This window comes from Burkholderia sp. BCC0419 (assembly GCF_902830285.1).
Taxonomy (GTDB): domain Bacteria; phylum Pseudomonadota; class Gammaproteobacteria; order Burkholderiales; family Burkholderiaceae; genus Burkholderia.
Map to the genome: position 1 here is coordinate 1 of NZ_CADESR010000014.1, position 14686 is coordinate 14686.

A 14686-nucleotide genomic window follows, 5' to 3' on the forward strand; every position below is an offset into this window, starting at 1 on the left:
CAGGACGTTGATAGGTCAGGTGTGTAAGCGCAGTAATGCGTTCAGCTAACTGATACTAATTGCCCGTAAGGCTTGATCCTATAACAAGTCTGTTTCGCGCTACAGAGCGCGTCGGACGGTTGGATTCTCGTGTGTGATACACACAACTCAAAATTACTGCTTCTTCCAAGATTGGTTGCGCTGCGAAGCAACGCAACAACCCCCTTTGCCTGATGACCATAGCGAGTCGGTCCCACCCCTTCCCATCCCGAACAGGACCGTGAAACGACTCTACGCCGATGATAGTGCGGATTCCCGTGTGAAAGTAGGTAATCGTCAGGCTCCCTCAAGCCAAGAACCCCCGCCCGACAAGGCGGGGGTTTTTGCATTTCGGCGCCAAAAAAGCACGCGGCGAAGCGTCACCAAGGCTACGTCCGCTGACTTCCCGCAGACGCAATCCATCGCAGCGCCGAGCCCGTCAATTCGGTGCTCCGCCGTTCTCGAGCACTCTGCGGTTGTGCCGTCCGGCATTTCCCGCCAGTTCCTTTCCGCTAACCGTACCCATCCGTCTTCAGATCGGTTCCGGCCAACGCCACACATCCAGAGGCGATGTGTGATGGCCGGTGATGAGCGATGTTGATCGACAATGATCGATAAATACCGCTTGCCGGCGAAAAACTCCTACTTCATCTTCCCCTTCGATGCGCCGCGTCCCGTGCACCACTCGGCGAACGGAGCGCGAAATCATCATAAAAATCTATGCGCATAAAGTTCATTCACGCGACATGCTCGGCAGAGCGGAGATCAAGTCCTTCAGGGTAATATCGCCGTTCGTCCCGCTTCCCCGGTGCTTGCCTGCATCCGTCGGTGGTCGGCGCTTTTTGCACTCCGTCTCCTGCATCGTTCATGACTGACAGCCCTGCCCAAGGTAGTCGGACGACCGACTTCTTGCCATATCTCGTCGCCGCGACGTTCTTCATGGAGTATCTCGACACGACCGTGATCGCGACCGCACTGCCGCAAATGGCGAGCTCGTTCGGCGTCGGGCCGAACGCACTGAGCCTCGGGATGACGGCCTACATGCTGGCGCTGGCGGTGTTCATCCCGATCAGCGGCTGGATCGCGGATCGCTATGGCTCGCGAACGGTCTTCGCGAGTGCGATCGTCGTCTTTACCGGCGCGTCGGTGCTGTGCGGGTTGTCCGAAGGTGTGATGTCGTTCACGGCTGCCCGGCTGCTACAGGGTGTCGGCGGGGCGATGATGGTGCCGGTCGGGAGAATGATCGTCGTGCGGAGTACCGAGAAGGCGAAGCTGATGCGTGCGATCGCGACGATCACGTGGCCGGGCATCGTCGCGCCCGTCGTCGGGCCGCCGATCGGCGGCTTCATCACGACCTATGCATCGTGGCGATGGATCTTCCTGTTGAACGTCCCGTTCGGCGTTGTCGCGCTCGTTTGTACCTGGCTGATCGTCCGGAATACGCGGGCCGACGAGCAACGGCCGCTCGACTGGGTCGGCTTCGTGCTGGCCGGCGGCGCATTGACCTGCCTGCTGATCGGCACCGAAGCGGCCGGCCAGCAGGATGTCGACTTCACGCGCGCGGGTGTCCTGGTGGGCGCAAGCGCGCTGTTCGGCATCGCCGCATGGCTGCATGCGCGACGCTGCGCGCATCCGCTGCTCGATTTCACGACGCTGAAGGTGCCGACGTTCTCGGTGACGGTGATCACCGGCTCGATCACGCGGATGGCGATCAACGCCGTCCCGTACCTGCTGCCGCTGCTGTTCCAGATCGGCTTCGGGCTGTCGCCGTTCCAGTCAGGGCTGCTGCTGCTCGCGAGCGCGCTCGGTAATCTCGGGATGAAGGCGGGCACGTCGTGGATCCTCGACCGTTACGGCTTTCGGCGCGTTGCGCTCGTTGACGTGACGATCGCCGGCATCTTCACGATCGCATGCGGCTGGCTGACCGCGTCGACGCCGCTGGCGATCACGCTGTTCGTCGTATTCGTCTACGGGCTCACGCGGTCGATGCAGTTCACGACGCTTGCGACGCTGGCCTATGCGGATATCCCGGCTCAGCAGACGAGCGCGGCCAGCACGCTGTGGAGCGCCGCGCAGCAGATGACGATCGGGATGGGGATCGCGTTCGGTGCATTGTCATTGCGGCTCGCGGCATTGGGGCGCGGCGATGCGGCCGGCATGCACTACGTGCTCGACGATTTCCGCTGGGCGTTCGTCGCGGCGGGCGTGCTCGCGCTGCTGACGTTGCCGGGCTACGCACGGCTGGCTTCCGATGCCGGCGATCGGCTGCGGGCCAATGTGGCGCGCGGATAGGCCGGACTGCAAATCGTATTGGCGAGGCGACAGGTGAGTACGCATGTTTTGCGGTGCTCACCGGAAGCGCTGATTCGTTGCGGCCGCAATCGCCTGACGGTCAGCGCAAACGGTTTCCAGTCACCGCGGGCGAGCGACCTTCTGGCCGGCCATGCTTGGTCGGAACGCTCTTCGAACGATGACGTGTGGTTCCGGGACGAGCATGAATGCGATGCGCGACAAGCGGCACGGCAGCAGCGCAGTTGTCCCGATTCCCGCTACTGCGCGTCATGGAAGATGATGCCGACCGTGTGGCGATGGCCGCTTCGGATTCGGCTCACGCCGTGGCGCAGGTTGACGCGATAGACGCCGCGGGTTCCCTGCACGGGCCGGCCGTGTACCGCGAAGATCACTGCATCACCTTGCGTCAGCGGCACCACTTCCGCACGCGACTGCATGCGTGGTCGCTGTTCCGTCAGCACGAATTCCCCACCACTGAAATCGCGACCCGGCGCCGACAGCAGGATCGCGACCTGCAGCGGAAACACGTGCTCGCCATACAGGTCCTGGTGGAGACAGTTGTAGTCGTCGGCGCCGTATTGCAGGATCAGCGGCGTCGGTCGAGTTTGTCCTGCCGCGTGGCAGCGATCGAGGAACGTCGCATGGTCTTTCGGATAACGAACGTCGATCCCGAGCGCCTGGTTCCAGCGATTCGCGATCGGTGCGAGATGCGGGTAGATCGTCGCGCGCAACTCGGCGATGACCGCTGGCAGTGGATACGCGAAATACTTGTACTCGCCGCGGCCAAAGCCGTGCCGCGCCATTACGACACGTGAACGATAGAGCGCATCGCGCGGATAGAGCGACACAAGTGCATCGCACTCGCTTGCCGACATCAGGCCCGGCACGCGCGCGCATCCGTAGCGATCGAGCTCGGCATCGACGCTCGGCCAGTCGAGAGTGTCGACGCATTGCGCGATGTCCAGCGATTCGACGGCAGGTTGCAGATCGGCAATGTTCACGGGCGTACCTCGGGGCATCGGCAGTGTGGCGCCGTGTGCGGGCGCGCACGGTCGAATTCACGATGAAAGTTGACGAACCCAGTCTAGCGGCGTTTGTGCGCCGGTACGCTCCAGATCTTGCGCTTTAATTCGGACGAGGAAACGGGGAAACGTTGCAGGCACGGCATCGACACACTGAATGTGGCGACGTGCCGGAGCGGAGAGACGGAGCCGCGGAGAGACGGAGCAGCGGAGAGACGGAGAGACGGAGAAGCGGAGAAGCGGAGAAGCGGAGAAGCGGAGAAGCGGAGAAGCAGAGAAGCAGAGAAGCAGAGAAGCAGAGAAGCAGAGAAGCAGAGAAGCAGAGAAGCAGAGAAGCGCCAGATCCAACCCACCGCGGCGGATGGCCGGCTATCGCCCGCCACCCGCCGCGTCCACGATCAGGCCAGCGACCGGAACAACCAGTAAAGCCCTGCCGCCAGCGCGATCGACGCCGGCAGCGTCAGCACCCACGCGAGGACGAGGCTGCGCACCGTGCTCCATTGCAGTCCGGAGCCGTTCGCCGCCATCGTGCCCGCGACGCCCGACGACAGCACGTGAGTCGTCGACACGGGCAGCCCGTACATGTCGGCGGCGCCGATCGTCAGCATCGCGACGAGTTCGGCCGATGCGCCTTGTCCGTACGTCAAATGCTGCTTGCCGATTTTTTCGCCGACGGTCACGACGATCCGCTTCCAGCCGACCATCGTGCCGAGGCCCAGCGCGATCGCGACGGCGACCTTCACCCACGTCGGAATGAACTTGGTCGCGTGGTCGAGCTGCTTGCGATAGTTGTCGATCGCGAGCTTGTCGTCGGCGGCGAACGCGGGCTGGCCCGACTTCTCGATCAGGCGAATCGCTTCGGAGACCAGATACATCGTGTTGCGCACGTTGTCGACGTCGCGCTGCGGCACGGCTGCCATCGAGCCCGACGTACCGACGGCGGTCGCGAGCGACGTGGACAACTGCGCGACGGCCGGCAGCACGGCGGGCGTCAGTTCACGATGCTGCACGTAGTGTTCGACATCGGCGCGCGGGTTCGCGGACGGCGCGACACCGTTCGTGTACTTCCCGAACGTCGCAGCCGCCTGGTTCGCGACCGCCACGAAGGTCTGCGATTCGGCGGGCGTGACGGCCTTGTTCAGCGCATACGCGGTCGGCACCGTGCCGATCAGGATCAGCATGATGAGGCCCATCCCTTTCTGTCCGTCGTTCGATCCGTGTGCGAACGACACGCCGGTGCAGGTGAGGATCAGCAGGCAGCGAATCCAGAACGGCGGCGGCTGGTCCTTCGGTGGTTCCTTGTACAGCTCCGGAATCCGCACGAGCGCCTTCAGCGCGAGCAGCAGCAGCGACGCACACAGGAAGCCGACGATCGGCGAGAGCAGCAGCGACTTGCCGACGCCGAGCGCCTGACCCCAGTCGACGCCGCTCGTGCCGGACGGCCCGTGCATCAGCTGGTTCATCAGCCCGACGCCGATGATCGACCCGATCAGCGTATGCGAGCTCGACGACGGCAGCCCGAAATACCAGGTCGCGAGGTTCCAGACGATCGCGGCGATCAGCAGCGCGAACACCATCGCGAAGCCCGAGCCGCTGCCGACCTGCAGGATCAGCTCGACCGGCAGCAACTGCAGGATGCCGAACGCGACGGCACCGCTCGAGACCATCACGCCGAGGAAGTTCCACATGCCCGACCAGATCACCGCGACGTTCGGCGTCAGCGAGTGCGTATAGATCACGGTCGCGACCGCATTCGCGGTGTCGTGGAAGCCGTTGACGAATTCGAAGCCGAGCGCGATCAGCAGGGCGGCGCCGAGCAGCAGGTACGGGAACAGCGACCCTTCGCGGACCGGTGACAGATCGTCGACCAGGTGCGTGGCGATATAGACGGCACCAAGCACGAGCACCAGCAGGAACATGGCATAGCCGATCTGCCTGGTGCGTGCGATGGAGCCAGGATTGTTCGGGGCGGACGAAGCAGGTTGATTCATGACGACATCTCGTAGGGGAACCTCGTCCGATCCTAGCTGCGGCTAGCAGTCAGTTTGATGACAGTCGGGATGACGAACGGTGTGTCTTACGGAGATGTAAGGCGAGCGGCGGCATGCGAAGCGTCGGGGCGCATCGTTCGCTCACATAGTGAACACGACAGCGGCTTACGCGTGGGTATCGCGCAGGTCATCGTCCGTCGCGGCCAGCGTCCAGCCGGCCGGCGACGCGACGAACGTCGTGCACGACAGTGGTGCCACGTCGAGACGCATGGCCGCGCCGGGATCCATCCGCCGCACATGCGCGATGGCCGCGCGGACGATCGGCGCATGCGTGATCGCGACGACGTCGCGATCGGGCTGCAGCGTGCTCAACCATGCGCCGACCCGATGCGCGGCGGCGTCGAACGATTCGCCGCGATGCGGCGACGCGGACGGCGTGCCGATCCACGCGGCCAGTTCGTCAGGCAGGTTGCGCGCGAGATCGTGCAGCCGCTTGCCGCGCCAATTGCCGTAATCGATGTCGCGCAGCGCGTCGTCGATGTCGGCGTGCAGTCCGAGTGCGTCGGCGGTCTGCCTTGCGCAACGTGCCGGGCTGCACAGCACGAGCGAGCCGGCAACGCCCGTCCAGCGGCCGCGCAGCGCAGCGGCTTCGGCGAGCCCGTGTGCGTCGAGCGGATCGTCGTCGGGAAACGTGCCGCTGCGCATGGCGCGGGTCGATGCGTGCGCGATCAGGCGCAGCGAGGCATGCAGGTTCATGTCGGTTGTCGGATGATCCGGAGCGGGGCGCGCATGCCCATGTGGCATCGCTTCAATACGCGAACGTTCGCGCGTACAATTCGCCCGATACGAAGCGTGGAAGCCGGTGCAATTCCGGCGCGGTCGCGCCACTGTAACCGGGGAATCGATGATCCCGGAAGCCAGACCTGCCTTCGTACCCATCCATCATTTGTCGGGGCGCGATTCCCCTGAGGTGCATCCATGAGCGAAGCAGTGCTGAAGCCGGCGGTCGTGCCGGCACCCATCCCCGTCCGTGAGCTGTTGCCGTGGGCCGTGTTCGTCGGCCTGATCCTGCTGCTCGCACTCTATTTCGTCGGTGCGGAACAGGGCGCGACGTCGCTCGTGCCGGGCATGGTCGTCCACGAATTCGTCCACGACGGCCGCCATCTGCTCGGCTTTCCCTGCCACTGACGCGGAGCCTACGATGGTCGGAAAGCTGCTCATGCGCGGGATGCTCGCAGGCATCGCCGCAGGCCTCCTCACGTTCGGTTTCGCGAGAATCGTCGGCGAACCGCAAGTCGATCAGGCGATCTCCTTCGAAGAAAAAAACGCTGCCGCCCAAGGCGAGGCACCGGAACCCGAGCTGGTCAGTCGCCGCACGCAGGCCGGCCTCGGGCTGCTGACGGGCGTCGTGACCTACGGTGCGGCATTCGGCGGGCTGTTCTCGCTGGTCTTCGCGTATGCGTACGGACGAGGCAGCCGCCTGCCGGCACGGCCGCTGGCCGCGTGGCTGGCGCTGGCGGCGTTCGTCGCGCTCGTGATCGTGCCGAACCTCAAGTACCCGGCCAATCCGCCGTCGGTCGGCGACCCCGACACGATCGGCTATCGCACCGGCCTGTTCTTCCTGATGATCGCGATCTCGGTCGCGACGATGGTGTTCTCGGTTGGCGTGCGCCGCCATCTGCTGGCGAAGCTCGGCCAGTGGAACGCGTCGATCGTCGCCGGGCTCGTGTTCGTCGCGATCATCGCGGCCGTGCAGGTCGGGCTGCCGTCGGTCAGCGAGCTGCCGGCCGATTTCCCGGCGGCCTTGCTGTGGAAGTTCCGCGTGGCGGCCATCGGCATGCAGGTGATCATGTGGACGACGATCGGCCTGCTGTTCGGCGCGTGGGTCGAGCGCGGCGAACGCGCGGGCATGCGCGCCGCCTGACGCGCGGGGCAGCCGGGCGCGCCTAGCGCAGCATGCGCGGCGCGCTCCACGTCGATTCGCGCGCCAGCGCGACGAATGCGGCCAGATAGTCGATCGATGCGTCCGCTTCGCGGATGCCGAGGAAGATCTGCTTCGCGATGCCCTGCTTGCCGAGCTTGACCGGCACGACCGGCATCCGGTCCGCGTACTCGTCGGCGAGCCACCGCGGCAGCGCGGCCACGCCGCGCCCGCTCGCGACCATCTGCAACATGATGTCGGTCGTCTCGATCGACTTGTGCCGCCTCGGCACGATGCCGGCCGGCGTCAGGAACTGGTTGTAGATGTCGAGCCGGTCGGTTTCGACCGGGTACGTGATCAGAATCTCGTCGGTCAGTTGCTCGGGGCTCACGTAGTCGACATGCGCGAACCGGTGCGCATCCGCGACCACCAGCACCTGTTCGTAGTCGAACACGGGATCGAAACGCAGCCCCGGCTTGTTCAGCGGATCGGGCGTCACGAGCACGTCGATGTCGTAACCGAACAGCGCGCCGATGCCGCCGAACTGGAAGCGCTGCTTCACGTCCACGTCGACGTCGGGCCAGCACGACAGGTAGGGTGACACGACCTTCAGCAGCCACTGGTAGCACGGGTGGCACTCCATCCCGATGCGCAGCGTGCCGCGCTCGCCCTTCGCGTACTGCTTCATCCGTTCCTCGGCGAGTTCGAATTGCGGCAGCAGCCGGTTCGCCAGCTTCAGCAGATACTGCCCGCCCTGCGTGAGCCGCAGGCCGCGGCCTTCCCGATCCCAGATCGGCGTGCCGAGCTGCTGCTCGATTTTCCTGACGGTATGGCTGAGCGCCGACTGCGTGAGGTGCAGCACATGGGCCGCCGCGGTCAGCGAGCCCTGACGCTCGACTTCACGAATGACGACGAGATGGAATCGTTCCAGCATGGATCGTGCTCATGCAGCGAATGCATGAAAAATGTTAATGGATGAATGAAATAATGCCATTTTATTTCATGGTTTGAAATCCCTATGATGGCTGCCGGATCTACTATTTCTTCTGGACGGCAGCTTCATGGTCACGACACACAACCTCGGTTTTCCGCGCATCGGCGCGCAGCGCGAACTCAAGTTCGGTCTCGAACGCTACTGGAAGGGCGAATCGTCGCGCGACGAACTGAAGGCGCTCGGCGCCGAGCTGCGCCGGCGTCACTGGCACGACCAGCGCGATCTCGATCTCGCGCCGATCGGCGACTTCGCGTTCTACGACCAGGTGCTCGACATGAGCTTCACGCTCGGCAACCTGCCGAAGCGCGTGCAGGATTTTCACGGCGATGCGCTCGACAACTATTTCCGCGTCGCGCGCGGCCGTTCGGCTCAGTCGGCGGAAGAGCACGCCGCGTGCTGCGGCGGGGTCGCGGCCGGCGAAATGACGAAGTGGTTCGATACGAACTACCACTACATCGTGCCGGAGTTCCATGCGGACACGAACTTCTCGCTCGATCCGTCGCGCCTGCTGCAGCAACTGGCCGAAGCGAACGCGCAGGGCGTGCACGCGAAGCCGGTGATTCTCGGCCCCGTCACGTACCTGTGGCTCGGCAAGGCGAAGGACGATTCCGATCGCCTCGCGCTGTTGCCGAAGCTGCTGCCGGTGTACGGTGCGCTGCTCGATACGCTGACCGCGCAGGGCGTCGAATGGGTGCAGATCGACGAGCCGATTCTTGTCACCGAGCTCGATGCCGAATGGCGCCAGGCGTTCCGCACCGCGTATGCGGCGCTGGAAACGCGCCGCATCAAGCTGCTGCTTGCCACGTACTTCGGCCAGCTTCAGGACAACCTGACGCTTGCGGCGTCGTTGCCGGTCGACGGTCTGCACGTCGATGCAATCAACGCACGCGACGAAGTCGACGCGCTGGTGCGTGAACTGCCGGCCGACCGCGTGCTGTCGGTCGGTGCGATCAACGGCCGCAACATCTGGAAGACGGACCTGAACGCGACGCTCGACTGGCTCGAGCCGCTCGCGAAGCAACTGGGCGACCGGCTGTGGCTCGCGCCGTCGTGCTCGCTGCTGCACGTGCCGGTCGATCTTGCGAGCGAGGAGAAGCTCGATGCCGAAATCCGCTCGTGGCTCGCGTTCGCGCTGCAGAAGCTCGACGAGCTGAAGGTGCTCGCGACCGCACTGAACGAAGGCCGCGACAAGGTGGCCGACGCGCTCGCCGCGAATGCCGCCGCGATCGATTCGCGCCGCCGCTCGCCGCGCGTGAACAACCCGGCGGTGAAGGCCGCGATCGCGCGCATCGACGCGCGGCTCGGCAATCGCGCGAGCCCCTATACGCAGCGTGCGTCGAAGCAGTCGGCGCGCCTGAACCTCCCGGCGTTCCCGACGACGACGATCGGCTCGTTCCCGCAGACCGCCGAAATCCGCCAGGCGCGCAGCCGGTTCAAGGCCGGCGCGCTGGACGAAGCCGGCTATCGCACGGCGATGCAGGCCGAGATCGAGCGCAGCGTCCGCGAACAGGAATCGCTCGAACTCGACGTGCTCGTGCATGGCGAAGCCGAGCGCAACGACATGGTCGAATACTTCGGCGAACAACTCGACGGCTACGCATTCAGCCAGTTCGGCTGGGTGCAGTCGTACGGTTCGCGCTGCGTGAAGCCGCCGATCCTGTTCGGCGACATCAGCCGCCCGAAGGCGATGACGGTCGAGTGGATCACCTATGCGCAGTCGCTGACGGACAAGCCGATGAAGGGCATGCTCACCGGCCCCGTGACGATCCTGAACTGGTCGTTCGTGCGTGACGACCAGCCGCGCTCGGTATCGTGCTACCAGCTTGCGCTGGCGATCCGCGAGGAAGTACTCGATCTCGAGAAGGCCGGCGTGCGCGTGATCCAGATCGACGAAGCGGCGCTGCGCGAAGGGCTGCCGCTGCGCCGCGCGCAATGGAGCGAATACCTGAAGTGGGCGGTGGAGTCGTTCCGCATCACCGCGAACGGCGTGCAGGACGATACGCAGATCCACACGCACATGTGCTATTCGGAGTTCAACGACATCATCGCGTCGATCGCCGACATGGATGCGGACGTGATCACGATCGAGACGTCGCGCTCGGACATGGAGCTGCTCGACGCGTTCGACCACTTCAAGTATCCGAACGAAATCGGGCCGGGCGTGTACGACATCCATTCGCCGAACATCCCGACGCAGGATCACATCGTCGGGCTGATGAGGAAGGCGGCCGAGCGGATTCCGGCGGAACGCCTGTGGGTGAACCCGGATTGCGGGCTGAAGACGCGCCAGTGGGCGGAAGTGATTCCGGCGCTGACGAACATGGTCGCCGCCGCGAAGACGCTGCGCAATCGGGTGCGGTAACCACGCAGCGAGCGTTGTACGGCGCCGTTGCGATCAACGATCGCGACGAAAAAAATCGGCCCGCAGAAGCTGAGCGGGCCGATTTTCGTCATGCATGCATTTTCGCTACGCGCCTGGCGTTACGCGGTGCGTGCGCCGCGCGGCAGCGCGTCGTTCGTCTTGCCGGGCGCGCCTGCATCGTCGATGCTGACGCGGCGCGAGATCAGCCACACGCACAGCGACGACAGCACGGCGGCGCTCGTGTACTGGATCGCGAGCGGCCACCATTGCGGGGCCGTGTTCTGCGCGATCAGCGTCGCGACGAGCGGCGTGAGACCGCCGGCGAGCGCACCGCACACCTGATAAGCGATCGAGATCGCCGTATAGCGGATCCGCGCGACGAAGATGCCGCTGACGAAGCCCGCGACGACCGAGTAGTAGCCCGATTCCGCGAGCGTCGCGAGGCCGACGCCGACCGTGATCGACACCGGCGTGCCCAGATGCACGAGCGGCAGCATCACGAACGGGACGATCATCGCCCAGGCGCCGGTGATCAGCAGCACGCGCGTGGTGCCGAAGCGCTGCGCGAGGAACGCGGCCGCGAGCTGCACGACGAACTGCAGCACCGCGACGATCGTCATGCAATGCAGCACCATCGACCGGTCGAGCGACAGGAACTGGGTCGCGTAGCTGATCATGAAGATGTTGCTGAAATACACGCCGGCGATACCGTACACGTTCGCACCGATCGCGAGCAGCAGCAGCGGCCAGTACTTGAGCGCTTCGCGCAGCGGCTTTTGCGCGATGTTGCCGCTCTTCTTCACTTCCTCGAACTCGGGTGATTCCGACACACTCGCACGGATCACGAAGCCGACGATCAGGAGCACTGAACTCGCGAGGAACGGCACGCGCCAGCCCCAGCTCATCATGTCGTCCTTCGACAGCGTGCTGATCGCGCCGAACGCGAGCATCGACAGGATCAGGCCGCTCGCGCTGCCGAGCTGCGCGAACGACGCGAAGAACGTGCGCTTGCCTTCGGGCGCATGCTCGCCGGCCAGCAGCACCGCGCCGCCCCATTCGCCGCCGACCGCGATGCCTTGCAGCACGCGCATCAGCACGAGCAGGATCGGTGCGATCACGCCGGCTTGCGCATGGGTGGGCAGCAGGCCGATCGCGACCGTCGACACGGCCATCAACATCAGCGTCGCGAGCAGCGAACGCTTGCGGCCGAAGCGGTCGCCGAGATAGCCGAACATCACGCCGCCGAGCGGCCGCGCGAAGAAGCCGACGGCGAACGAGCCGAACGATGCGAGCAGGCTGACGAAGCGGTTTTCGCCGGGGAAGAACAGCGGCCCGAACACGATGGCGGCGGCGGTCGCGTAACTATAGAAGTCGTACCACTCGATCGTGGTGCCGACGAACGAAGCGAGCGCCGCCCGCTTCGGTTGCTTGACGGAAGTCCCCATCTTGATGTGTGCTCCTCTGGAATCCTCTGATTTTGGAATAGTGGCGGCGCCGGGATCAGTCGCGGTACGCGACGCCCGGCAGCACGCACAGCAGCTCGTACGCGAGGTTCGCGCCGAGCAGCGCCGTGGTGCCGAACGGGTCGTACGGCGGTGCGACTTCGACGAGATCGCAGCCGACGATGTTCAGCCCCTTCGCGCCGCGGATGATCTCGAGCGCCTGCGGCACCGTGAGGCCCGCGATTTCCGGCGTGCCGGTGCCCGGCGCGTAGGCCGGATCGATGCCGTCGATGTCGAAGCTGATGTAGACGGGCGTGTCGCCGACGCGCGCGCGCACTTCTTCCATCAGCGGCGCGAGCGACTTGTTCCAGCATTCCTCGGCCTGGACCACGCGGAAGCCCTGCTCGCGGCACCAGTCGAAATCCTCGGCCGCGTAGCCGGTGCCGCGCAGGCCGATCTGCGTGACCTTGTCGCCGTGCAGCAGGCCTTCCTCGACCGCGCGGCGGAACGGCGTGCCGTGCGCGATCTTTTCGCCCATCATCGTGTCGTTCACGTCGGCGTGTGCATCGACGTGGATCAATGCAACCTTGCCGTGTTTGCGGTGGATCGCGCGCAGGATCGGCAGCGCGATCGTATGGTCGCCGCCGAGCGTGATCGGCTTGCAGTCGTGCTCGAGAATCGCGTCGTACGCGGCCTCGATGCGGGCGATCGAATCGTGCAGGTTGTACGGATTGATCGCAACGTCGCCGATGTCGGCGATCTGCAGTGAATCGAACGGCGCAGCGCGCGTGGCCATGTTGTACGGGCGCAGCAGCACGGATTCGGTGCGGATCTGGCGCGGGCCGAAGCGCGCGCCGGTGCGGTTGGACGTGCCGAGATCGAACGGCACGCCGACGAAACACGCGTCGAGGCCTTCGGCGGTGGCCACGTGCGGCAGGCGCATCATCGTCGCGATGCCGCCGCAGCGCGGCATTTCATTGCCGCCAAGCGGCTGGAAATGGGTGTGGTCGTTCATGGGGTCGTCTCTTCCGGAGTGGGGTTGCCGTATCATGCGACGCGGTCTGGCGCACAGTTTTACGCGCTCCGTCGGGAAAGAAGAATGCGAAGATATCGACGTAAACATCGATCATCGTCGATGTATGGAAGGGGATGAACGTGCTGGGGAATCTGTCGACCCTCGATCTGCGGTTGATCCGCGTGTTTCTCGCGGTCACGGATGCGGGCGGCGTGTCGGCCGCGCAGGCGGTGCTGAACGTCGGCCAGTCGACGATCAGCGCGCAGCTGTCGTCGCTCGAGACGCGGCTCGGCTACCGGCTCTGCGAACGCGGCCGCAGCGGCTTCCGGCTCACGCCGAAGGGCGAGCGGTTCCACGCGATGAGCCGCAAGCTGCTGGCGGCGCTCGACGAATTCGGGATGGCCGCGCGGCACATGGATCGCCAGTTGGTCGGCACGCTGAACATCGGCCTGATCGGCCATACGCCGGTCAGCCAGAATGCGCGGATCGCCGAGGCGATCGCCGCGTTCCGTACCCGCGACGAGGCCGTGCGTTTCTCGATTTCGGTGCGCGCGCCCGGGGATCTCGAGGAGAAGCTGCTGAGCGACGAGATCCAGATCGCGGTCGGCTATTTCTGGCATCGCGTGCCGTCGCTGCACTACACGCCGCTGTTCATCGAGCGCCAGGTCGCGTATTGCGGCCGCGGCCATCCGCTGTTCGACGGCGCGGGCACGCTGACGCCGGCCGACGTCGCGGGCTTCGAATGGGCGTGGCGCTCGTATCCGCTGCCCGAGGCGCAGCTGTCGACGACGCCCGACCGCGTGACCGCGACCGCCGACAACATGGAAGCCGTCGCGCTGCTGATCCTGTCCGGCCATCATCTCGGCTACCTGCCGCAGCATTTCGCGGCGCCGTACGTCGCGCAGGGGCTGCTCGCGCCGCTCAATCCGGAACAGCTGCGCTACGACGTGACGTTCCACATGGTCGTCGCGCGCAACGGCCGAGGGAATCCGCTCGTGGAGGCGTTTCTCGAGGATCTCGAGCGCGCGCACGAGGCGCCCGACGTTGCGTGACGCCGGCGCTGCCGGAAATGTGAACAAGCGTTGCGCCCGGACGGCTTGCCGCTCCGGCGTGCATCACGGCACCGGCAACCCCGCGTCGTGCTTCACCTCGCGCAGCGACAGCGCCGATTCGATCGACGTCACGCCGGGCAGCATCCGCAGCGAGTCGCGCAGGAACGTGCCGTAGTCGTCGAGGTCGCGCGCGACCACCTGCAGCAGGTAGTCGGCCGTGCCCGCGACGTTGTGGCAGGCCAGGATCCGCTCGATGCCGAGCACCTCCCGTTCGAACCGGTCGGCAACCTTGCGGTCGTGCGTCGCGAAACGTACGAGCACGAACGCAACCACGCCGAAGCCGAGCGCCTGGCGCGACAGCTGCGCGCGGTAGCGCTCGATGTAGCCGTCGTTTTCGAGACGTTTCAGGCGCCGCGCGCAAGGCGTCTCGGACAGGCCGACGGATTCGGCGAGCCGCGCGATCGGCAGGCGGCCGTCGCGTTGCACCGCAGCGAGGATCGCGCGGTCGGTCTTGTCGAGGTCGATCATATTGGCGGAATCCTTTTCGTGATCTCGTGATTGTGGCGGATTCCCCCAC

12 protein-coding genes, 2 rRNA genes and 1 riboswitch are annotated in these 14686 nt (G+C 65.3%); of the genes, 7 read left to right on the forward strand and 7 right to left on the reverse strand.

Annotated features, from left to right (window positions below; all coding sequences use genetic code 11):
- The 3 genes from HWW87_RS34685 to HWW87_RS34695 all read left to right on the forward strand — a co-directional run.
- A 23S ribosomal RNA gene (locus HWW87_RS34685) occupies nt 1–80 on the forward strand; the annotation flags it as partial.
- 128 nt (nt 81–208) lie between these two features.
- Nucleotides 209–321: ribosomal RNA gene (rrf, locus tag HWW87_RS34690) — 5S ribosomal RNA — on the forward strand.
- 564 nt (nt 322–885) lie between these two features.
- Nucleotides 886–2310, forward strand: a complete 1425-nt coding sequence (locus tag HWW87_RS34695; RefSeq protein ID WP_175824048.1) for a DHA2 family efflux MFS transporter permease subunit — start codon at nt 886–888, stop codon at nt 2308–2310.
- Nucleotides 2311–2567: 257 nt separating this feature from the next.
- Here the strand turns inward: HWW87_RS34695 and HWW87_RS34700 are convergent, their stop codons facing one another.
- The 3 genes from HWW87_RS34700 to HWW87_RS34710 all read right to left on the reverse strand — a co-directional run bounded on the left by HWW87_RS34700 (nt 2568) and on the right by HWW87_RS34710 (nt 6079).
- Entirely contained in the window at nt 2568–3329 is a 762-nt protein-coding gene (locus HWW87_RS34700) for a 2OG-Fe(II) oxygenase (protein WP_175824049.1), read from the reverse strand.
- Nucleotides 3330–3730: 401 nt separating this feature from the next.
- Nucleotides 3731–5323, reverse strand: coding sequence for an inorganic phosphate transporter (locus HWW87_RS34705; protein ID WP_175824050.1), 1593 nt, complete (start codon nt 5321–5323; stop codon nt 3731–3733).
- A gap of 165 nt (nt 5324–5488) precedes the next feature.
- Entirely contained in the window at nt 5489–6079 is a 591-nt protein-coding gene (locus HWW87_RS34710) for a histidine phosphatase family protein (RefSeq protein ID WP_175824051.1), read from the reverse strand.
- Nucleotides 6080–6125: 46 nt separating this feature from the next.
- Nucleotides 6126–6269: riboswitch (cobalamin riboswitch) on the forward strand.
- A 32-nt stretch (nt 6270–6301) separates the two neighbouring features.
- Between HWW87_RS34710 and HWW87_RS34715 the strand changes: the two genes are divergently transcribed.
- A complete protein-coding gene (locus HWW87_RS34715) occupies nt 6302–6511 on the forward strand; it encodes a CbtB-domain containing protein (protein WP_034175140.1) in 210 nt (69 codons plus the stop codon).
- A gap of 13 nt (nt 6512–6524) precedes the next feature.
- Nucleotides 6525–7247, forward strand: coding sequence for a CbtA family protein (locus tag HWW87_RS34720; protein WP_175824052.1), 723 nt, complete (start codon nt 6525–6527; stop codon nt 7245–7247).
- 22 nt (nt 7248–7269) lie between these two features.
- Here the strand turns inward: HWW87_RS34720 and HWW87_RS34725 are convergent, their stop codons facing one another.
- Nucleotides 7270–8178 carry a LysR family transcriptional regulator gene (locus HWW87_RS34725; protein WP_175824053.1) on the reverse strand — a complete coding sequence of 303 codons (909 nt, stop codon included), beginning with the start codon at nt 8176–8178 and terminating at the stop codon, nt 7270–7272.
- A gap of 127 nt (nt 8179–8305) precedes the next feature.
- On the opposite strand from HWW87_RS34725, the gene metE reads away from it, so the two are divergent.
- The gene (gene metE, locus HWW87_RS34730; protein WP_175824054.1) at nt 8306–10600 is read left to right on the forward strand and encodes a 5-methyltetrahydropteroyltriglutamate--homocysteine S-methyltransferase; all 2295 of its coding nucleotides are present in this window, start codon (nt 8306–8308) and stop codon (nt 10598–10600) included.
- Nucleotides 10601–10719: 119 nt separating this feature from the next.
- Here the strand turns inward: metE and HWW87_RS34735 are convergent, their stop codons facing one another.
- Complete coding sequence (locus HWW87_RS34735) at nt 10720–12045, reverse strand: MFS transporter (RefSeq protein ID WP_175824055.1); 1326 nt, start codon at nt 12043–12045, stop codon at nt 10720–10722.
- Between the two features lie 55 nt (nt 12046–12100).
- Nucleotides 12101–13057: an agmatinase gene (speB, locus tag HWW87_RS34740; protein WP_174387144.1), complete on the reverse strand. Its 957-nt coding sequence runs from the start codon at nt 13055–13057 to the stop codon at nt 12101–12103.
- A gap of 140 nt (nt 13058–13197) precedes the next feature.
- Between speB and HWW87_RS34745 the strand changes: the two genes are divergently transcribed.
- Nucleotides 13198–14109: a LysR family transcriptional regulator gene (locus HWW87_RS34745; RefSeq protein WP_174434548.1), complete on the forward strand. Its 912-nt coding sequence runs from the start codon at nt 13198–13200 to the stop codon at nt 14107–14109.
- Between the two features lie 63 nt (nt 14110–14172).
- Here HWW87_RS34745 and HWW87_RS34750 read toward each other — a convergent pair whose 3' ends face one another.
- Nucleotides 14173–14637, reverse strand: coding sequence for an Lrp/AsnC family transcriptional regulator (locus tag HWW87_RS34750; RefSeq protein ID WP_006488501.1), 465 nt, complete (start codon nt 14635–14637; stop codon nt 14173–14175).
- Nucleotides 14638–14686 lie beyond the last annotated feature (49 nt).

Excerpts from the sequence above, each read along its gene's own strand:
- HWW87_RS34750 (WP_006488501.1), bottom strand. The coding sequence starts at position 14,637 with ATGATCGACCTCGACAAGACCGACCGCGCGATCCTCGCTGCGGTGCAA.
- metE (WP_175824054.1), top strand. The coding sequence starts at position 8,306 with ATGGTCACGACACACAACCTCGGTTTTCCGCGCATCGGCGCGCAGCGC.
- HWW87_RS34705 (WP_175824050.1), bottom strand. The coding sequence starts at position 5,323 with ATGAATCAACCTGCTTCGTCCGCCCCGAACAATCCTGGCTCCATCGCA.
- HWW87_RS34715 (WP_034175140.1), top strand. The coding sequence starts at position 6,302 with ATGAGCGAAGCAGTGCTGAAGCCGGCGGTCGTGCCGGCACCCATCCCC.
- HWW87_RS34700 (WP_175824049.1), bottom strand. The coding sequence starts at position 3,329 with ATGCCCCGAGGTACGCCCGTGAACATTGCCGATCTGCAACCTGCCGTC.
- HWW87_RS34725 (WP_175824053.1), bottom strand. The coding sequence starts at position 8,178 with ATGCTGGAACGATTCCATCTCGTCGTCATTCGTGAAGTCGAGCGTCAG.
- speB (WP_174387144.1), bottom strand. The coding sequence starts at position 13,057 with ATGAACGACCACACCCATTTCCAGCCGCTTGGCGGCAATGAAATGCCG.
- HWW87_RS34695 (WP_175824048.1), top strand. The coding sequence starts at position 886 with ATGACTGACAGCCCTGCCCAAGGTAGTCGGACGACCGACTTCTTGCCA.
- HWW87_RS34710 (WP_175824051.1), bottom strand. The coding sequence starts at position 6,079 with ATGAACCTGCATGCCTCGCTGCGCCTGATCGCGCACGCATCGACCCGC.
- HWW87_RS34735 (WP_175824055.1), bottom strand. The coding sequence starts at position 12,045 with ATGGGGACTTCCGTCAAGCAACCGAAGCGGGCGGCGCTCGCTTCGTTC.
- HWW87_RS34720 (WP_175824052.1), top strand. The coding sequence starts at position 6,525 with ATGGTCGGAAAGCTGCTCATGCGCGGGATGCTCGCAGGCATCGCCGCA.